The organism is Salmonella sp. JXY0409-18 (assembly GCF_020268625.1).
GTDB lineage: Bacteria > Pseudomonadota > Gammaproteobacteria > Enterobacterales > Enterobacteriaceae > Salmonella > Salmonella enterica.
In genome coordinates, this window is the sequence record NZ_CP084216.1 from 254,983 (window position 1) to 273,983 (window position 19,001).

A 19,001-nucleotide genomic window follows, 5' to 3' on the forward strand; every position below is an offset into this window, starting at 1 on the left:
CGTGGTATTACGAGGCGCGGTCATCCTCCTTTTTCGTCTGGCTGAACTATCTTTAGGACAGGCAAGGGAAGAAGTGAGGAAATAACACATGACTAAAGCAGGCAAAATAACCGCCGCCATCACAGGGACTTTCTTGTTGTTGATCGCCATAGTGATTTTGTTGATCGCAACATTTGACTGGAACCGCCTCAAACCGACCATCAACCAGAAAGTCTCTACCGAATTGAACCGGCCTTTCGCTATTCGCGGCGATTTAGGCGTGGTGTGGGAGCGCCAAAAACAGGAGACCGGCTGGCGAAGCTGGGTACCGTGGCCGCATGTTCACGCGGAAGACGTCATTGTCGGCAATCCGCCGGATATTCCGGAAGTCACGATGGTACATCTGCCACGCGTTGAGGCGACGCTTGCCCCACTGGCGCTCCTGACCAAAACCGTCTGGCTGCCGTGGATCAAACTGGTGAAACCCGACGCGCGTCTTATTCGCCTGTCTGAGAAAACCAATAACTGGACCTTTAACCTCGCGCAAGACAAGAATACGGACCCCAATGCTAAACCTTCCGCCTGGTCCTTCCGGCTGGATAATATTCTCTTCGACCAGGGGCGAATCGCGATCGATGATAAGGTCAGCAAAGCGGATATCACTATTCTGATCGATCCGTTAGGCAAACCGTTGCCGTTCAGCGAAGTGACGGGAACGAAAGGAAAAGAAGACAAATCCAGCGTGGGCGACTATGTCTTCGGCCTGAAGGCGCAGGGGCGTTATAACGGGGAACCGTTGACCGGTACGGGCAAAATAGGCGGTATGCTGGCGCTACGCAGCGAAAGTACGCCTTTTCCTGTGCAGGCCGATTTCCGCTCTGGCAACACGCGGGTGGCTTTTAGCGGCGTGGTGAACGAGCCGATGAAAATGGGCGGCGTCGATCTGCGGCTTAAATTCTCTGGCGATTCACTGGGCGATTTATATGATTTAACCGGCGTGCTGCTGCCGGATACGCCGCCGTTTGAGACCGATGGGCGATTGGTGGCGAAAATTGACGCCGAAAAGTCATCGGTATTTGATTATCGCGGTTTTAACGGGCGCATTGGCGACAGTGATATCCACGGCTCCCTCACTTATACCACCGGTAAACCGCGCCCTAAACTGGAAGGCGATGTCGAATCGCGCCAGTTACGACTGGCCGATCTTGGGCCGCTGATTGGCGTGGATTCCGGGAAAGACGCTGAGCAGTCGAAACGGTCTGAACAGCGCAAAGGCGAGAAGAATGTTCAGCCGGCGGATAAAGTGTTGCCTTACGATCGCTTTGAAACCGACAAATGGGACGTTATGGACGCCGATGTCCGGTTTAAAGGCCGACGTATTGAGCATGGCGGCAGTCTACCGATTAGCGATCTTTCGACCCATATCATCCTGAAAAACGCCGACTTACGTCTACAGCCGCTGAAGTTTGGTCTGGCAGGCGGCAGTATTGTCTCCAACATCCATCTGGAAGGGGATAAAAAGCCAATGCAGGGGCGGGCGGATATACAGGCGCGTCGGCTGAAGCTTAAAGAACTGATGCCGGATGTGGAGCTGATGCAGAAAACGCTGGGCGAGCTGAACGGCGATGCGGATATTCGCGGGACGGGCAACTCGGTCGCCGCGCTGCTTGGCAACAGTAACGGCAATCTGAAATTATTGATGAATGATGGATTGATTAGCCGCAACCTGATGGAAATCGTGGGGCTGAACGTCGGCAACTATATTGTCGGGCAGATTTTTGGCGATGACGAAGTGCGGGTTAACTGCGCGGCGGCGAATCTCAATATTGCGAACGGCGTGGCGCGACCGCAAATTTTTGCTTTTGATACAGAAAATGCGTTGATTAACGTGACCGGTACGGCGAGCTTCGCCTCTGAACAGCTCGATTTAACCATTGATCCGGAAAGTAAGGGGATTCGTATTATTACGCTGCGATCGCCGCTGTACGTGCGTGGGACATTTAAAAATCCGCAGGCGGGCGTCAAGCCCGGCCCGCTGATTGCGCGCGGCGCGGTTGCGGCAGCGCTGGCGACGTTGGTAACGCCCGCCGCCGCGCTATTGGCGCTCATTTCGCCCTCTGAAGGCGAAGCCAATCAGTGCCGGACGATTTTAACGCAGATGAAGCAGTAACGTGAAACGTAGCGCCGGATGATGCCATCCGGCGTCCTATTACAACGCCTGATGACGCGTCTCATGGGTTAACAGCAGTGCAATCAGCGTCAGCGCCGCCATTGACGCCAGGTAAACCCCTACCGCCGCCAGCCCGTAGTGGCTTTGCAGCCATGCGGCAATATATGGCGCGACGGAAGCGCCCAGAATTGATGACACATTGTAGGAAAACGATGCGCCGGTATAGCGCACTTCCGTCGGAAATAGCTCCGGCAGCAGCGCTCCCATTGGGCCGAAGGTCAGTCCCATCAGGCTCAGGCCTAACAACAGGAATACGAATACCAGCGCTGGATTGCCTGAACCCAGCAGCGGGGTAAAGGCGAACAACGCGAAGAGAATGATGAGCGTGGTAATGATGACCATGCTTTTCCGACGGCCAAATGCGTCCGCCAGCAGGCCGGCGACGGGCACCATCACGCCGAAACCAATCACCGCCATCATCAGCATCCACAGTATTTCATTGCGCGGCAAGCCAAGCCCTACCGGCGCGGCGGCAGTGCTGTAAGTCATGGAATAGACGGTCATGATATAGAACAGCGTGTAGGTCGCCAGCATGATAAACGTGCCGAGAATGGTTACGCGGACATGCTTCGTCAGCAACGTGCCCAGCGGTATTTTTACCTGTTTTTTCGCTGCGGCGACTTTCGCAAACACCGGCGTTTCATGCAGCGACACGCGCACATACAGGCCAATAATCACCAGCACCGCCGAGAAGATAAACGGCACGCGCCAGCCCCAGCTCATAAACTGCTCGTCGGTCAGCAGCCAGGAGAGCAACAGGAAGGTGCCATTGGCAAAAAAGAAGCCGATCGGCGCGCCCAACTGTGGGAAGGAGCCATACAGCGCGCGTTTGCGCGGCGGCGCATTCTCCGTCGCTAATAACGCTGCGCCGCCCCATTCGCCGCCCAGCCCCAGTCCCTGACCGAAACGCGCCAGCGCCAGCAGCAACGGCGCGAAAATACCTATCGTCGCGTAGCCCGGTAACAGACCGATAATGACCGTGGAGATCCCCATCGTCAGCAGCGAAGCCACCAGCGTGACTTTGCGGCCTACCCGGTCGCCGAAGTGGCCGAATAGCGCAGAGCCGATCGGACGCGCCACAAACGCGATAGCGAAGGTGGCGAGCGATTGTAGCGTTGCCGCAGTGGGATCGCCCTGGGGGAAGAAGATAAGGGGGAACACGATCACCGCAGCGGTGGCGTAAATATAGAAGTCGAAGAACTCAATTGCGGTGCCGATAAGCGAGGCAATAACGACTTTATTGCGTGAGTTTACCGGAACATGTTCCTGCTCATGGTCGAGTGTTGTGGCGGTTGCTTGCATACTATTTTCTTATTTTTAGCGAACGAATAGCCATATTACGCACAGCAAAAGTTATATTTCAATGTGTAACAAAAGCCAAAAATGGTCAAAAAAAGCGCAAAAAGGGGATAATGTTTAAGCCAGCCATTTTGCGTCTATGAAATGCTTCACATAATTTTAGAATTGGTGGATAAAACTGGTTTCTGGTTAAATAAAAGTTAATTACTGGATTTATATGCTGAAACAATGAGATGAGGCGGAAGGACGTGCCTGATTGTACCGCCGGGTACGCTTTGCTTGCCCGGCCTGGGTACACACAGCAGTAGGCCGAATGACGACGCCGTGCGTGCCATTCGGCAGCAAGCCGCAGACTAGCGTTGCGTTTTACCCGGCATTTGCGGGTCGTCCTTGTATTCGGCGGTGGCTATCCAGGCCGCGCAGAATAACGTCAGACGGGCAAAAAAGTAGAAGAAGGCCATCAGACCGAGTACGGAGCCAAACGCTGCGCCGGAAGGCGATTTCACCAGTGACGGCAGCGTATAGGTCATAATGATTTTAATCACCTCAAAACCGATAGCGGCAATAAATGTCCCGCGAATCAACGCTTTTTTACGGGGACGATGGCGAGGCAGTCGCCAGAAAATCCAGAAGAAAAGCAGATAGTTGGCAAAAATAGAGATGGCCAGACCGATCAAATGCCAGGCCGGTTTTAACCATTCGATGCTGTCGAGATACAAGGCGGAGATGATCATCTGCTGGGCGGAACCGGCGATGGAAGTAATGGACAGCGTAATGATTAAAGCGATTAATAATCCAATCAGCGAGATAAAATCGCGTAGATATTTGAGCCAGATTTTCTCCTGATCCTGCGGCTTGCGCTCCCAGACGTCCCGTGACTGGGCGCGAATCGCTTCCCGCAGGTTGCCCATCCAGTTAACGCCGGAATAGAGCGCGATACCCAGTCCGACCAGCCCTACCGTGGTACGCTGTTGAACCGCCGTATTAATCGTATTTTTAAGCGTGGACGCCAGCGTAGGATCGCTCACATTCATCAATATCTTGCTGAAAATATCTTCCAGTAGATTAGGGTGCGAGGCGAGGATAAAACCTGCCGCGGCAAAGGACACCATCATTATCGGGATCATCGACAGAAACGAAAAGTAGGTGATAGCCGCGCCAAACTGATTACCCAGTCGATCGTTAAAACGTTCGGTCGCGCGAATGAGGTGGGCCACCATTGGTTGACGCTGAATTTTTTGCACCAGGGAGGTGACGGAATGCAACGCCTGATTTGCCTTTTCGTTTTTTTCCGGGGCGTCATGCGGCTGCGTTTCTATTTTTTGTATCGGGTCGTGCTCCAGTTCCTGAATAGGGCGTTTTACGTCATTTTCCTGCGTCATCAGGTCGGTAGTCCTTCATCATTAATAGAATATGTCAGTATAGCTTCTCCCCGGTGGATGCTGAAAATGCGGCTACTCTGCGGCCTCTTTAATGGTTTCAGTCAGCCATACCATAAACAGGTGTACCCGGCGGGAAAGATTACGGCGATGGGGATAATGCAGCGTCACCGGCAGTGGAGCGGCGCGATATTGCGGTAAAATTTCAATGAGCGTTCCGGCGCGTAACGCCTCCCGTACAGCAATGCGCGGCGTCTGAATGATCCCTAATCCTGCCAGACAGGCCGTATGCCAGGTCTCCGTACTGTTTACCGTTAGCATTCCGCCGGTTTTTACCCACTGCATACCGTGGGGAGTTTCAAAGGCAAAACCCGGTGAAGAGACTCCCGGTGTTAATGAATAATGCACCACCGCATGTGAGGCGAGGTCGTCAAGGTTTTCTGGATACCCAAAGCGCGCCAGGTATTGTGGGCTGGCGCAGTTCACCATCCTCAGTTTGCCAAGCGGGCGCGTCAGTATCCCTGGCGCATGTAGCGGCTCTGTGCGCACCACGCAGTCGAAATCTTCCCGTAGTAAATCGACCTGTCGATCGCTACTACAAAATTCCAGCGCAATGCCGGGATACTGATGCAAAAAAGTGGGCAGGCGCGGCATGATGAGGCTGTTTGCGAGACATGGCGGTATATCTACCCGTATTTTGCCACTGATACTGGCGGGATCAGGCTGGAAAAGACCTTCCAGTTCATCAAGGTTACTCAACAGATCTTTTGCCCGTTCGTAGTAAACCATTCCGTCCTGAGTAAGCTGTACCCGCCGGGTGGTGCGGTGGAGCAGGCGGATGCCCAGTTGATGTTCTAACGCTTGTATTTGCCGTGAGACGCTGCCTTTGGGAAGGCCGATATCCTCTGCTGCACGGGAAAAACTTTCCCGTTCCGCCACGCGTACAAACAATTTCATTGCATATATTTTATCCATCATCAGGCTCTATTATTGTTTTTATTGAAACAGTGACGCTGAAGCGGCTGGTTTTATTGATTTTCTAGCATCTAATAAGCCCTTTCGCAATCATTGCTCGCGTGACGAATACGTCTGATCACGTTGCGCGGCGGATTTATCGCCTTCCGGCCAGGCTTTTTAGCGCCAAAAAGCCGATAAACGGGACGAGAGCGGTAAAACACGCTGATAGCCGCGGGTGTAGTGGGAGAGAGAAATGCATGTACATACACGGTATTGTCATTGACCCATCGTCGCGGTTTTCAGGCAGATTGGCTATTTTTTAACAAAATGTGCTACTTTATTTTTTGTAACACATCAGGCGAAAAGCAGATATTTCCTTTGTGACGCGCCAGGCGTACTCTTCATTGAATTAATATTCAAATTAGCCTTGTCTGTTTGTACTAATAAGATATTCCTTACTTTAAAACGCTAATTTTAGCGAATTCTGTAATCCCGATGTTGAAGCTGTAAATATTCATAACCTTTCCCTTCCTCAACCAATGACTATCGGTAAAATGGCCTATACCAAATGGCGACTTCTTATTTTACCCTACGGGTAATACCCTTCCTCATCTTGAGACTATTATCTTACCCAGGTGGAGAAAAGTAATGCAGGTAATCATGTTTGACAGGCAGTCAATATTTATTCATGGAATGAAAATCAGTTTGCAGCAGCACATTCCAGGAATAAGTATCCAGAGTGTCGGTCAGGCAGAAGAACTCTGGCAAAAAATAGAAAGCGCGCCGGATGCGCTGGTCATGCTGGATAGCGGCCTGGATGCTGAATTTTGCCGCGAGGTGTTACAAAGAATCGCGCAGCAATTTCCGGAGGTGAAGATTATTATCACGGCGATGGATGGCAGTCAAAAGTGGCTGCATGAAGTCATGCAATTTAACGTTCAGGCCGTGGTGCCACGCGATTCTGATGCCGAAACCTTTGTCCTTGCGCTCAATGCTGTCGCTCGCGGGATGATGTTTTTACCGGGGGATTGGTTAAATTCAACGGAGCTGGAGTCCCGTGATATAAAAGCGTTAAGCGACCGCCAGCGGGAAATTTTACAGATGCTTGCCGCAGGAGAATCAAATAAACAAATTGGGCGGGCGTTAAATATTAGTACCGGGACGGTTAAAGCGCATCTGGAGTCGCTTTACCGGCGGTTGGATGTAAAAAATCGTACCCAGGCCGCCATGATGTTAAATGAATCGAATTAACGACGTTAAATTCGCAGTCCGCTTATTTCTGGCTGTGAAATATCACCCGTATTGATTAATGATAAAAAACGCTGATGTCCGATGCTGAACATCAGCGCAATAAGCGTTTCGCGTTGAAACCGATCGTTAAGTTCCGGCAAACAATTCTGTAGCAGCATATCGCAGCTATTGAGGTCATCCAGCAAGAATGCCTCCGCCTGGTCGGGCGTAATGAACGTCAGCGTCTCATCCGGCGTCAACATATGCCCGTAACCAATCACCCAGTTACCCTGCCGATCGCGATACTTTTCCAGCGACAGACCCTGCCACTGTTTAATAAACGCGATGCAGGCGGAGCTAAAGCGAGATGAAATGTGCGGCATGGCATCTTTCTCATAAAAAGCGCGATTATAAAGTGTGCTGCACGCGTGGCTAGCGGTCAGACGGCCAAACGCAGGCAGGGAAAAGGTCTATGCCGTTCAGCGTCACGCCGCGTTGACAGAATGAAAAACTGATGTTTTTGGTTAGTAACCGATCTTCTTATAAATTTGCAATCATTAAGATTAAGTCACTGAAATGTGGCTAAATCTGTTATATCTATGAAAAAACATAATTAAAAGAAAACGAAGATCTCGTCGCGGGATCGTCTTTTTAGGGAAGATAATGACGAATAGCGCTTCGCAGGCGACACGCGCGCCTTTTGAACATAGCCTGGGGATTATCCGCCAGGCATCAATAGAAATCCTGCTGTTGCTGGGTATTCATACCACAGAGGGAAAAGAGCCCCGGTGGTTCATGGAACAACTTGAGCAGGCGCGTCTTAACCTGGGCGGTTGGGGCGCGGTGGCGAAAAAATTGCGGATAAATGACGCGCAGTTGAGCCAGTTTATGCTGCAACTACGTCACCTTCAGCAGCATGTTCCCCAGTATGACAGCGGGCAAGAGGTGAGCGAAAATCAACTCCTTGCCGCGTTGCGTTTTGTCACCTCGCTGGAACATCTACGTCAGCAGCAGCCGCTACTGACGTATCAAACTGAGCTGGAAGACCCCGACCAGGAGGCGCATCTTGAGGCGCAGCGCCAGCTTCGGGCGATAGAACTGACGTTAAAAGCGCTTATTGCGCGCGCATGGCCGGATCGGGCGTCGCTGAATCACTACCTCAAGCAAAATTTTGGCCCGGACCGTTTGCGCCAGTGGTTAAAACAGGGAGAAGATCAACATGCGCTGGAAGGCATGTTGTTCAGCGAACTAGCGCTTATGGTGGTCGATAAAAAATTGTTTGCCCGTCATTACGTCAGAATTTTTAATGACGCCTCAGCGTTAACGCTGTTCGCCGAGTCGCGCACCACCCTGCGTATGTTTCTGGATGATTGCCGCCTCGCGCGAAACGAGGTTATCGCCAGGCAGCCGCTCACCTCAGCGCAGCTTATGCTGCTAAACGTTCAGTATCAGCAAATCGTTCGGCCCATCCAGCGCGCCTATGCCGAAAAACGTACTCGCGTGAATCCCGCTTCGTTTCTGCTGGCGGATGAACGTGAATTGCGCCAGTTCTGGGAAACCGCGCGGCTTAAAGATCGGCAGGCCGGGGGAGATAAGCATGAGATTAGCGAGAGCATAGAACCACCGCGTAAGCGGCCTCCGCGTACGCCTGAAGAGCGTGAGCAACTTATTTCCGGCGCTTTGTGGGGCGGGGTTGGCGTCATGACGCTGGCGATACTGGCGGGCGCGTTCTGGCTATTTAGTTCGTCGTCGCCAGGCTCCGATAACGGGCAAGCTCCCGCAATGGCGCAGGATGAACCGCCGCGCGAGGCGCCTTCCGCGCGGGAAACGCTCAATCATATGGGGATTACCTGGGATGCGTTTACCATGCGGGCGGCGATAGAGCGCAATGATACGCGGGTGACGGCGCTGTTCCTCCAGGGCGGAATGAACTGGCAGCTCGCGTGGACGGAGCAGGCGTTTGCGGCAGGACATACCGAAGTGCTGCAACTGTTGTTGCGTTATCCCGCGCTGATGGATGAGGTCAAACCTTGTCGACGATTTATCACAACGTTAAGTCATGACATGTCGAGCGGCGCGCCGCTGACCGCGATGCATAAAACCTATTTGCAAACGTTTTGCACTGTTCCGGCTGTTGTGACGCGCCAGCAGCACGATACGGAGCAGGCCCGACTGCGCGCTCAGGCCCGGCCCAGCGCAGACAATAAAAAATGGCTGAAAATTCAGTCAGCCATTTATGATGCGATTCACTGAGGCCGGAGCAGGTTAAGGCTCTCCGTAAAGGCCAATCAGGCGGCGCACCACGCCATTGGTCCAGCCGAACCCGTCCTGTAGCGGATACTCGCCGCCGCCGCCTTCGCGGGGCGTACCGCCGGAAATATGGTATTTCTCGATCAGTTTATGGTGCTCCTGATAAAAATGGTTCACTGTTTTTAACCAGTTATGGGCGATTTCATCGCCCAGCATATCGTCGCCATACAGTTTGAAGCCCTGAATCGCCATCCATTGCAGCGGTGCCCAGCCGTTCGGTTTATCCCACTGTTCGCCGGTTTCGTATTCGGTCGCCATAATCCCGCCGGGCGTTAACAGACGGCTGCGCACCACATTTGCCAGACGGTCGGCCTGCTCGTGGTTCGCCATACCGACATACAGCGGCACGATACTGGCGGCGGAAAAGAGCGCCATTTCTTCGCGTCGCCAGTCATAGTCCCGATAACAGCCGTTTTCATCATCCCACAGATAATGGTTCACGGCGGCGCGTCGGTCGCTGGCTTTCTGGCGAAATAGCGCCTCGGTGTCACGTTCGCCTTTCAGTGCTGAAATATTGGCGATAGCGCTCTCCAGTTTATACAGAAAAGCGTTCAAATCGATAGGGATAAACTGGGTCGTACGTATGCTGGCAAGCCGGCCCGCATCGCGTAGCCAGCGTGAAGAATAGTCCCAGCCGGACGCCGCCCCGGCGCGCAAATCCCGGTAGACTTCATTGGGTGGACGACCGGAGTGTTTTGCGGTTTCGACATCTTCCAGCCAGGACTCGTCGCGCGGCGTGTCGCGATCGTCCCAGTAGCGGTTCAGCAGGGAACCGTCCGGCATCCGCACAACGTGGCGATAAGCCTGGTTGAGCGCCAGCGATTCGGCGCCGTCCATCCAGAAGGCGTATTCCATTTTGAGATGGTCGAGATAACGCCGCGCGCCGCGCACGCCATCTTCTTCGAACAGTTCAACCATCAGGGCGAAAACCGGCGGCTGCGAGCGGCTCAGATAATAGGTCCGGTTACCATTGGGAATATGGCCATAGTTTTCAATCATCCAGGCGAAATTATCCGCCATACATTTAAGTAAGTCTTCGCGCCCGCTTTCCGCCAGACCCAGCATGGTAAAATAAGAGTCCCAATAATAGGTTTCGCTAAAACGGCCTCCCGGCACGATATAGGATTGCGGCAGCGCCAGCAGCGAAGACCACGGAATATGATCCTGCGGTTCGCGCGTCAGTATCGGCCAAAGCTGGTCAATATGTTCTTTGAGCGAGTTTTCGGGGTTAGAGACATACTCGCTGGATAAGGTTTCCGGTAGCCAGAAATGGTTCTCGACGAAGCGGCGTAAGTCAAAATCACGGTGGCGTCTGACCTTACGGTAGCGGATCAGGATATCAAGCGGGTCCATCTTCGGCGCGCAGTCCGGGAACGTTTTACTGTCTGGAAACAGTTTTGTTGACTGTACATGCTCGAACAGTTCGAGATACCGATCGGCAGGGGTCAGGGCGTCAGAGGCGGGAAGCCCCTCGATCATCTCCGGCTCCGGTTCCGCCTCGATCATTTCATCCAGCTTTAACTCGCACGGGTCTGTTTCATAAAGCAGATCGACATCAATAGTCAGATCTTCAGAAGGCGTGGGGTTTAATTTCTGGTTGAGCATAATGACAAGGACCTCCGGCTTGCGTCGTAAAAGATACGGGTGTTGCCCGGCTGTCTATTAAGCGTAGACATTCGCTTCGATACCTGAGTGGCAAAGTGTGCGGTAGATCACATTTTACAATCTACCTCTCAAGAAAAACACTTCATAAGTTACTGAATAGTATTGCGAAAATCCTATTTTCATGACGCCCTCCCCAGACCTAAAATCAGAACATTCGTTTCATAGCGGTATCACTACGTCGCCGCATGGCGTGGATTCACAAGCAAAGGTAACGTAAATAGTTATAATACAAGCTATGGCACCATGATAATACAAATGGATACAAATGATCGAGCAACCCGACAGTAAAAGCGCCAAACCGCTTTATAAGCAGCTTGAAGCCGCCTTAAAAGAGGCCATTGCGCGTGGAGAGTATAAACCAGGCCAGCAGATCCCGACGGAAAATGAACTGAGCGCGCGCTGGCAGGTGAGCAGGGTCACGGTCCGTAAGGCGCTGGATGCGCTGACGCGTGAAAATTTGCTGACCCGTGTCTCCGGCAAAGGCACCTTTGTCTCTGGTGAGAAATTTCAGCGCAGCATGACCGGCATCATGAGTTTCAGCGAGTTATGCCAGTCCCAGGGACGTCGCCCGGGGTCACGCACCATCAAATCCGTTTTTGAATCGGTAGACGATGAGACAAAAGCGTTACTGAATATGAACGATGGCGAAAAAGCGGTCGTCATTGAACGTATCCGCTATGCCGACGATGTGGCGGTATCGCTGGAAACCGTACATCTTCCCCCACGTTTTGCGTTTTTGCTGGACGAAGATCTTAATAATCACTCTTTGTATGAATGCTTACGCGAGAAATACCATTTATGGTTTACCCACTCCCGTAAGATGATCGAACTGGTTTATGCCAGCTTTGAAGTCGCCCATTATCTTGGCGTCAACGAGGGTTATCCGCTGATCCTGATAAAAAGTGAAATGATTGATAACAAAGGAGAACTCTCCTGCGTTTCGCAACAGTTGATTGTCGGCGATAAAATACGGTTTACCGTATGATGTCAGCATTACGCTAACGAAGAGCAGGCTGAATCGGGATCCAGATCGCGGATCCCGATTTTTTTTGGTTTCCATCTTGATCAAATGTCTTTAAATGTCATATAAAAATAATAATACATTATGAGTCATTTATGGCGAATCCTCGCCTGTATCATTGATGGAACCAGAGGAAAGCATGATGGGTATGAAAGAGACAGTTAGCAATATTGTGACCAGCCAGGCAGAGAAAGGAGGCGTTAAACACGTCTATTACGTGGCGTGCGGCGGTTCTTATGCGGCGTTCTATCCGGCGAAAGCATTTTTAGAAAAAGAAGCGAAAGCGTTGACTGTCGGTCTGTATAACAGCGGAGAATTTATTAACAACCCGCCGGTAGCGCTGGGAGAAAATGCCGTTGTGGTTGTCGCCTCCCACAAAGGTAATACGCCAGAGACAATTAAAGCGGCTGAAATCGCCCGTCAGCACGGCGCGCCGGTCATTGGTTTAACCTGGATAATGGATTCACCGTTGGTGGCGCATTGCGACTATGTGGAAACGTACACGTTTGGCGACGGTAAAGATATTGCCGGAGAGAAAACGATGAAAGGCCTGCTGAGTGCGGTCGAACTGCTCCAGCAGACGGAAGGGTATGCGCACTACGACGATTTTCAGGATGGCGTCAGCAAAATCAACCGTATCGTCTGGCGCGCTTGCGAGCAGGTAGCGGAGCGTGCGCAGGCGTTCGCGCAGGAATATAAAGACGATAAAGTCATTTACACCGTCGCCAGCGGCGCGGGCTATGGCGCAGCCTACCTGCAGAGCATCTGTATCTTTATGGAAATGCAATGGATACATTCCGCCTGTATTCATAGCGGTGAGTTTTTCCACGGGCCCTTTGAAATTACCGATGCGAATACGCCTTTCTTCTTCCAGTTTTCCGAGGGCAATACGCGGGCGGTGGATGAACGCGCGTTAAACTTCCTGAAAAAATATGGTCGCCGGATTGAAGTTGTCGATGCGAAAGAACTGGGGCTATCGACCATTAAAACCACGGTTATTGATTACTTTAACCACTCTCTCTTTAATAACGTTTATCCCGTTTACAATCGGGCGTTAGCTGAGGCGCGTCAGCATCCGTTAACGACGCGCCGCTATATGTGGAAAGTGGAATATTAATTACATCAGGATGGATAAAAAAGCAGGGACGCTTTTTATTGTAAAGACAAACAAGGAATAATGATGAGCATCAGCGTATTGGGTATTGGCGACAACGTTGTCGATAAATACCTGCATTCCGGCATCATGTACCCCGGCGGTAATGCATTAAATTTTGCTGTCTATGCGAAATTAGCAGACATCCCCAGCGCGTTTATGGGGGCGTTTGGCAATGACGACGCCGCGCAGCACGTACAGGATGTATTACACCAGCTACAGATAGACATCTCTCACAGCCGCCATTATACCGGCGAAAATGGGTATGCCTGTATCCGTCTCACGCATGGCGATCGGCAATTTGTCGCCAGCAACAAAAACGGCGTATTGCGGGAACATCCTTTTAGCTTGTCTGACGACGATCTTCGTTATATATCACAATTTACCTTAGTCCATTCCAGTATTAACGGCCATCTGGAATCGGAGCTGGAGAAAATTAAACAACAAACCGTCTTACTCTCTTTTGATTTTTCCGGGCGCGGTACAGACGACTATTTTGAAAAGGTATGCCCGTGGGTAGATTATGGATTTGTCTCCTGTAGTGGGTTATCGCCAGATGAAATCAAAATAAAACTCAATAAACTTTATCGTTATGGCTGTCGGCATCTTATTGCCACCTGCGGGCATGAAAAAGTTTATTATTTTTCCGGCAGGGATTATCTGGAGTGGCAACCTGTTTATATCGAACCTGTCGATACGCTGGGCGCAGGCGACGCCTTCTTAACCGGTTTTTTGCTTTCCATTTTGCAATCGGGTATGGCGGAACCCGATAAAGAAAGCGTGTTACGCGCCATGCGGCAGGGCGGGAAATCGGCGGCGCAGGTGTTATCTCATTACGGCGCATTTGGTTTTGGTAAACCGTTTGCACAATAGGTTACGTCCCTCAATGTAAAGCGACACTCACTCCAGATAACCCAGGAGGAAGTATGTTTTGGACGGAATTATGTTTTATCCTTGTGGCCCTGATGATAGGCGCCAGGATCGGCGGCGTATTTTTAGGGATGGTCGGCGGGTTAGGCGTCGGCGTGATGGTTTTTATTTTTGGCCTGACGCCTTCTACGCCACCGATTGATGTTATTCTGATAATTCTTTCTGTTGTCCTGGCGGCCGCATCTTTACAGGCCTCCGGCGGGCTGGATTTACTGGTCAAACTGGCGGAAAAAATTCTGCGTCGCCACCCTCGTTACATTACGTTATTAGCGCCGTTTATCTGTTATATCTTCACGTTTATGTCAGGAACGGGGCATGTCGTTTATAGCTTGCTGCCGGTTATTTCTGAAGTCGCACGGGATTCAGGTATTCGACCGGAACGTCCTTTATCTATTTCTGTTATTGCATCGCAACAGGCGATCACCGCCAGTCCTATATCTGCCGCCATGGCGGCGATGATTGGTTTAATGGCGCCGTTGGGCGTCTCTATTTCAACCATTATGATGATTTGCGTGCCCGCCACGTTAATCGGTGTAGCGATGGGGGCAATAGCGACCTTTAATAAAGGAAAAGAGTTAAAAGACGATCCGGAATATCAACGTCGGCTTGCTGAAGGGTTAATTAAACCTGCGCAGAAAGAAAGTAAAAATACGGTGGTCACTTCGCGCGCCAAATTGTCGGTGGCGTTATTTCTGACCAGCGCGATCGTTATCGTTCTCTTAGGACTGATTCCGGCGCTTCGGCCCATGGTGGAGACAGCGAAAGGGCTACAACCGCTTTCGATGTCCGCCGCTATCCAGATTACGATGCTCTCTTTTGCCTGCCTGATTGTGTTGTTATGCCGGCCGCAGGTCGATCAGATTATCAGCGGTACGGTATTTCGGGCGGGCGCGCTGGCGATTGTCTGCGCCTTCGGCCTGGCCTGGATGAGTGAGACGTTCGTGAATGGTCATATCGCGTTGATTAAGGCAGAAGTGCAAACTCTATTGCAACAGCATACTTGGCTTATCGCCATTATGATGTTTTTCGTGTCCGCTATGGTCAGTAGTCAGGCGGCAACGACGTTAATTCTGTTGCCGCTGGGGCTGGCGTTAGGGTTGCCCGCTTATGCGTTAATCGGCTCCTGGCCTGCCGTTAACGGCTATTTCTTTATTCCGGTGGCGGGGCAGTGTCTGGCGGCGCTGGCGTTTGACGATACCGGTACGACGCGTATCGGCAAATATGTGCTTAACCATAGTTTTATGCGTCCGGGATTAGTTAACGTGATTGTCTCGGTCATTGTCGGGCTGTTAATAGGAAAAATGGTTCTGGCCTGATTGTTATTCATGTTTTTATAGCACACGTCACTTATTATTTTTAATTCAGAGGAAGAAAATGAAAATTAGAGTTTTCATGGCCACCGTGTTGCTGCTCATCAGCCACTGTGTATTTAGCACAACGTCACTACCGCATATTGTTATTCTCGCGACAGGCGGTACTATCGCCGGGACGGCAGCCAATAATACGCAAACCGCCGGATATAAATCCGGTGAACTTGGCGTGCAAACATTAATAAATGCCGTGCCGGAAATGAATAATATCGCTCGCGTTGACGGCGAGCAGGTGGCGAATATTGGTAGCGAAAATATGACCAGCGATATTATCCTGAAACTTTCACAGAAGGTAAATGCGTTATTGGCGCAGGACGATGTTGACGGTGTGGTTATTACTCATGGCACTGACACGCTCGATGAAACCGCCTACTTTCTTAATTTGACCGTGAAAAGTGACAAACCGGTGGTGTTTACCGCTGCAATGCGGCCCGCGTCGGCAATCAGCGCCGATGGCGCAATGAACCTGCTGGAAGCGGTCACGGTGGCTGCTGACCCGAATGCGAAGGGACGCGGCGTGATGGTGGTTTTAAACGATCGTATTGGTTCGGCGCGCTTTGTGACGAAAACTAATGCCACGACTCTGGATACCTTTAAAGCGCCGGAAGAGGGCTATCTGGGGGTCATCGTTAATGGTCAGCCACAGTTCGAAACGCGGGTGGAAAAAATTCATACCCTGCGCTCTGTTTTTGACGTACGTAATATCAAGAAATTACCCAATGTGGTGATTATTTACGGCTATCAGGACGACCCGGAATATATGTATGATGCGGCGATCGCCCATCACGCGGACGGTATTATTTATGCCGGAACCGGCGCAGGTTCGGTCTCGGTACGCAGCGACGCGGGGATTAAAAAAGCGGAGAAAGCCGGGATTATCGTGGTGCGCGCTTCCCGCACCGGAAACGGCGTAGTACCGTTGGATAAAGGACAGCCTGGACTGGTGTCTGACTCGCTCAACCCCGCGAAGGCGAGGGTGTTGCTGATGACGGCACTAACTCAGACGCGTAATCCGGAACTGATCCAGAGTTATTTCAGTACGTATTAATCATGCAGGCTTGTGCGCCCACCCTCGAAGATGGGCGCACAAGATATTAACGCATGGTCACAAACTCTTCCGATGCGGTCGGGTGAATGGCGACGGTATTATCGAAGTCTTTCTTGGTAGCGCCCATCTTCAGCGCTACCGCGAAGCCCTGCAACATTTCATCCATGCCGAAGCCGATACCGTGGATACCCACAATTTTTTCTTCCGGCCCGACGCAGACCAGCTTCATACGGCACGGCTGGCGGTGCGTCGTTACCGCGGTATACATAGCGGTAAACGATGACTTATAGACTTTCACCTGTTCGTCGCCGTACTGCTCGCGCGCCTGCGGCTCGCTTAACCCGACGGTGCCGATAGGCGGATGGCTAAAGACCACGGTCGGGATGTTGCTGTAGTCCAGATGCTCGTCCGGCTTGTTGTTAAACAGGCGTTCGGAGAGACGGCGACCGGCGGCGACGGCGACTGGCGTTAGTTCTACCGCGCCAGTGTTGTCGCCAACGGCGTAAATGCCTTCAATGTTGGTATTCTGGAATTTATCGACAATGATGTAACCTTTTTCATTGGTTTTCACGCCCGCTGCCGCCAGATTAATATTGTCGGTCGACGGTTCGCGACCAATGGCCCAGATCAGGCAATCAACGGTTTCACTGCGGCCATCTTCCAGTTCCAGAGTCAGACTGCCGTCGGCGTTTTTCACCACCGCTTTCGGCACGGCGTGAGTATGCAGTTGCGGGCCTTCGGCGTTCATCACCTCAACCAGCGTTTCGCTAATCATTGGGTCAAAACTGCGCAGCGGCGCATGTTTCCGGACAAACAGATGCGTTTTCGCCCCCAGCGCGTTGATAACGCCAGCCAGTTCAACGGCGATATAACCTGCGCCTACCACCGCGACGCGTTCCGGCAAGGCAGACAGCGCAAAGAAACCGTCGGAATCAATGCCGTATTCCACGCCTGGAATGCTCGGATGGCTCGGACGGCCGCCGGTAGCAATCAAAATATGGTCGGCGGTGATGGTTTCGCCGTTCACTTCAATGGTTTTGGCATCGACAAAGCGGGCAAAGCCTTTAATCACATCCACGTTATTTTTGCCCAGCACGTTGTCGTATGAAGTATGGATGCGGTCAATATACGCGGTACGGCTGGCAATCAGCTTGCTCCAGTCGAACTGATTAATCGTGGCGTCAAAACCGTAGTCCGGGCCATACAGATGAATCGCTTCACGAATCTGCGCGGCATGCCACATCACTTTCTTCGGCACGCAGCCCACGTTAACACAGGTGCCGCCCAGCTCTTTGGCTTCGATGAGCGCGCATTTCTGGCCGTACATAGCGGCGCGGTTAATCGAGGCGATACCGCCGCTGCCGCCGCCGATAGCGATGTAATCATAGTGTTTGGTCATGACCGCTCCTTTATGTTCGTTGTCGGACGGATAGATTCTGCGCTACCCGCCAAAATATTCGCGATTGTATACCTGAAGGTGAAAGGTTCCACCGATGGCTGTGATTACTCCGGCACGATCCAGCTTACCGAAGTGTGTCCGTGACCGTTTGGCGCCAACCTGCTGTGCAGCCACGGTAGCACGTTGTTCATCTGCTGCTCCAGTTTCCACGGCGGGTTAACCACGATCATACCGGACGCCGTCATCCCGCGCTGATCGCTGTCTGGGCGGATCGCCAGCTCAATTTGCAGGATTTTACGGATGCCGGTGGCCTCCAGCTCATGAATCATGCGCTTAATTTGCTGGCGGAGCACCACCGGATACCATAGCGCGTATGTACCAGTGGCGAAACGTTTATAACCCTCGCTGATGCCGCTGACTACCGCCTGGTAGTCGGTTTTCATTTCATAAGGCGGGTCAATGAGGATCAGACCGCGGCGGGAAACCGGTGGCAATTTGGCTTTCAGTTGCTGATAGCCGTCAGCGCGTTCCACGCGGGCGCGGTTGTCTTTTTGAAACTCCGCGCGCAACAGTGGGAAGTCGCTGGGATGCAATTCCGTGAGTTGCAGACTGTCCTGCTCACGCAGCAACTGGCGGGCGATTAACGGGGAGCCCGGATAGTAGCGTAACTGCCCGCTGCGGTTGAAATGTTTTACGACGCTAATATACGGTTCCAGTTCGGCGGGCAGATCGTCCTGCTGCCAGATACGGGCGATGCCTTCCAGATACTCTCCGGTACGTTCAGCATGTTCGCTGCCCAACTGATAACGCCCCGCGCCCGCGTGCGTGTCCAGATAGAGAAACGGTTTTTCTTTCTCTTTTAGCGACTCGATGATCAGGCTCTGAACGGTATGTTTAAGGACGTCGGCGTGGTTGCCAGCGTGAAAGCTGTGACGATAACTGAGCATGGATGCAGATATTCCGGGAAGTAAACAAGTTAGCCGATAGTTTACCGCAGATCCGCGCAGATTACCCCAGTACCGCCATGTTGT

Annotated in this window: 15 protein-coding genes; 8 read left to right on the forward strand and 7 right to left on the reverse strand. The window is 52.0% G+C overall.

Annotated features, from left to right (window positions below; genetic code table 11):
- The first annotated feature begins 88 nt into the window (after window positions 1-88).
- Window positions 89-2,149 carry an AsmA family protein gene (locus tag LDB27_RS01180; protein WP_000158689.1) on the forward strand — a complete coding sequence of 687 codons (2,061 nt, stop codon included), beginning with the start codon at window positions 89-91 and terminating at the stop codon, window positions 2,147-2,149.
- Between the two features lie 39 nt (window positions 2,150-2,188).
- On the opposite strand, the gene LDB27_RS01185 is transcribed toward LDB27_RS01180, so the two are convergent.
- The 3 genes from LDB27_RS01185 to LDB27_RS01195 all read right to left on the reverse strand — a co-directional run bounded on the left by LDB27_RS01185 (window position 2,189) and on the right by LDB27_RS01195 (window position 5,862).
- On the reverse strand, window positions 2,189-3,511 hold the full coding sequence (locus LDB27_RS01185; protein WP_001148981.1) for an MFS transporter: 1,323 nt from the start codon (window positions 3,509-3,511) through the stop codon (window positions 2,189-2,191).
- Between the two features lie 350 nt (window positions 3,512-3,861).
- The gene (gene yhjD, locus LDB27_RS01190) at window positions 3,862-4,890 is read right to left on the reverse strand and encodes an inner membrane protein YhjD (RefSeq protein ID WP_225519908.1); all 1,029 of its coding nucleotides are present in this window, start codon (window positions 4,888-4,890) and stop codon (window positions 3,862-3,864) included.
- A 72-nt stretch (window positions 4,891-4,962) separates the two neighbouring features.
- Window positions 4,963-5,862, reverse strand: coding sequence for a LysR family transcriptional regulator (locus tag LDB27_RS01195; protein WP_023208289.1), 900 nt, complete (start codon window positions 5,860-5,862; stop codon window positions 4,963-4,965).
- A 630-nt stretch (window positions 5,863-6,492) separates the two neighbouring features.
- Here LDB27_RS01195 and LDB27_RS01200 point away from each other — a divergent pair.
- Window positions 6,493-7,095 (forward strand): response regulator transcription factor, encoded by a 603-nt coding sequence (locus tag LDB27_RS01200; RefSeq protein ID WP_225519909.1) that lies wholly within the window; start codon window positions 6,493-6,495, stop codon window positions 7,093-7,095.
- A 5-nt stretch (window positions 7,096-7,100) separates the two neighbouring features.
- Here LDB27_RS01200 and LDB27_RS01205 read toward each other — a convergent pair whose 3' ends face one another.
- On the reverse strand, window positions 7,101-7,457 hold the full coding sequence (locus LDB27_RS01205; protein ID WP_001120251.1) for a glycoside hydrolase family protein: 357 nt from the start codon (window positions 7,455-7,457) through the stop codon (window positions 7,101-7,103).
- A 280-nt stretch (window positions 7,458-7,737) separates the two neighbouring features.
- Here LDB27_RS01205 and LDB27_RS01210 point away from each other — a divergent pair, with 280 nt between their 5' ends.
- Window positions 7,738-9,327 carry an STY4199 family HEPN domain-containing protein gene (locus LDB27_RS01210; protein WP_000185014.1) on the forward strand — a complete coding sequence of 530 codons (1,590 nt, stop codon included), beginning with the start codon at window positions 7,738-7,740 and terminating at the stop codon, window positions 9,325-9,327.
- Between the two features lie 12 nt (window positions 9,328-9,339).
- Here the strand turns inward: LDB27_RS01210 and LDB27_RS01215 are convergent, their stop codons facing one another.
- Window positions 9,340-10,989 (reverse strand): alpha,alpha-trehalase, encoded by a 1,650-nt coding sequence (locus tag LDB27_RS01215; protein WP_000934254.1) that lies wholly within the window; start codon window positions 10,987-10,989, stop codon window positions 9,340-9,342.
- Between the two features lie 325 nt (window positions 10,990-11,314).
- On the opposite strand from LDB27_RS01215, the gene LDB27_RS01220 reads away from it, so the two are divergent.
- The 5 genes from LDB27_RS01220 (at window position 11,315) to fraE (ending at window position 16,571) form a co-directional block, all read left to right on the forward strand.
- On the forward strand, window positions 11,315-12,034 hold the full coding sequence (locus LDB27_RS01220) for a GntR family transcriptional regulator (protein ID WP_000572566.1): 720 nt from the start codon (window positions 11,315-11,317) through the stop codon (window positions 12,032-12,034).
- Window positions 12,035-12,209: 175 nt separating this feature from the next.
- Entirely contained in the window at window positions 12,210-13,187 is a 978-nt protein-coding gene (gene fraB, locus LDB27_RS01225) for a 6-phosphofructose-aspartate deglycase (RefSeq protein WP_010989080.1), read from the forward strand.
- A gap of 63 nt (window positions 13,188-13,250) precedes the next feature.
- Entirely contained in the window at window positions 13,251-14,096 is an 846-nt protein-coding gene (gene fraD / locus LDB27_RS01230) for a fructose-aspartate kinase (protein ID WP_000028436.1), read from the forward strand.
- Window positions 14,097-14,149: 53 nt separating this feature from the next.
- On the forward strand, window positions 14,150-15,469 hold the full coding sequence (locus LDB27_RS01235) for an anaerobic C4-dicarboxylate transporter family protein (RefSeq protein ID WP_000498935.1): 1,320 nt from the start codon (window positions 14,150-14,152) through the stop codon (window positions 15,467-15,469).
- 58 nt (window positions 15,470-15,527) lie between these two features.
- Window positions 15,528-16,571, forward strand: a complete 1,044-nt coding sequence (gene fraE, locus LDB27_RS01240) for a fructose-asparagine asparaginase (protein WP_000702751.1) — start codon at window positions 15,528-15,530, stop codon at window positions 16,569-16,571.
- 46 nt (window positions 16,572-16,617) lie between these two features.
- Here the strand turns inward: fraE and gorA are convergent, their stop codons facing one another.
- Both gorA and LDB27_RS01250 read right to left on the reverse strand, forming a co-directional pair.
- On the reverse strand, window positions 16,618-17,970 hold the full coding sequence (gorA, locus tag LDB27_RS01245) for a glutathione-disulfide reductase (protein ID WP_000160768.1): 1,353 nt from the start codon (window positions 17,968-17,970) through the stop codon (window positions 16,618-16,620).
- 104 nt (window positions 17,971-18,074) lie between these two features.
- A complete protein-coding gene (locus LDB27_RS01250) occupies window positions 18,075-18,917 on the reverse strand; it encodes a 23S rRNA (adenine(2030)-N(6))-methyltransferase RlmJ (protein ID WP_000954235.1) in 843 nt (280 codons plus the stop codon).
- Window positions 18,918-19,001 lie beyond the last annotated feature (84 nt).

Coding starts and splice junctions, on each gene's coding strand:
- LDB27_RS01180 (WP_000158689.1), top strand. CDS start 89: ATGACTAAAGCAGGCAAAATAACCGCCGCCATCACAGGGACTTTCTTG.
- LDB27_RS01185 (WP_001148981.1), bottom strand. CDS start 3,511: ATGCAAGCAACCGCCACAACACTCGACCATGAGCAGGAACATGTTCCG.
- yhjD (WP_225519908.1), bottom strand. CDS start 4,890: ATGACGCAGGAAAATGACGTAAAACGCCCTATTCAGGAACTGGAGCAC.
- LDB27_RS01195 (WP_023208289.1), bottom strand. CDS start 5,862: ATGGATAAAATATATGCAATGAAATTGTTTGTACGCGTGGCGGAACGG.
- LDB27_RS01200 (WP_225519909.1), top strand. CDS start 6,493: ATGCAGGTAATCATGTTTGACAGGCAGTCAATATTTATTCATGGAATG.
- LDB27_RS01205 (WP_001120251.1), bottom strand. CDS start 7,457: ATGCCGCACATTTCATCTCGCTTTAGCTCCGCCTGCATCGCGTTTATT.
- LDB27_RS01210 (WP_000185014.1), top strand. CDS start 7,738: ATGACGAATAGCGCTTCGCAGGCGACACGCGCGCCTTTTGAACATAGC.
- LDB27_RS01215 (WP_000934254.1), bottom strand. CDS start 10,989: ATGCTCAACCAGAAATTAAACCCCACGCCTTCTGAAGATCTGACTATT.
- LDB27_RS01220 (WP_000572566.1), top strand. CDS start 11,315: ATGATCGAGCAACCCGACAGTAAAAGCGCCAAACCGCTTTATAAGCAG.
- fraB (WP_010989080.1), top strand. CDS start 12,210: ATGATGGGTATGAAAGAGACAGTTAGCAATATTGTGACCAGCCAGGCA.
- fraD (WP_000028436.1), top strand. CDS start 13,251: ATGAGCATCAGCGTATTGGGTATTGGCGACAACGTTGTCGATAAATAC.
- LDB27_RS01235 (WP_000498935.1), top strand. CDS start 14,150: ATGTTTTGGACGGAATTATGTTTTATCCTTGTGGCCCTGATGATAGGC.
- fraE (WP_000702751.1), top strand. CDS start 15,528: ATGAAAATTAGAGTTTTCATGGCCACCGTGTTGCTGCTCATCAGCCAC.
- gorA (WP_000160768.1), bottom strand. CDS start 17,970: ATGACCAAACACTATGATTACATCGCTATCGGCGGCGGCAGCGGCGGT.
- LDB27_RS01250 (WP_000954235.1), bottom strand. CDS start 18,917: ATGCTCAGTTATCGTCACAGCTTTCACGCTGGCAACCACGCCGACGTC.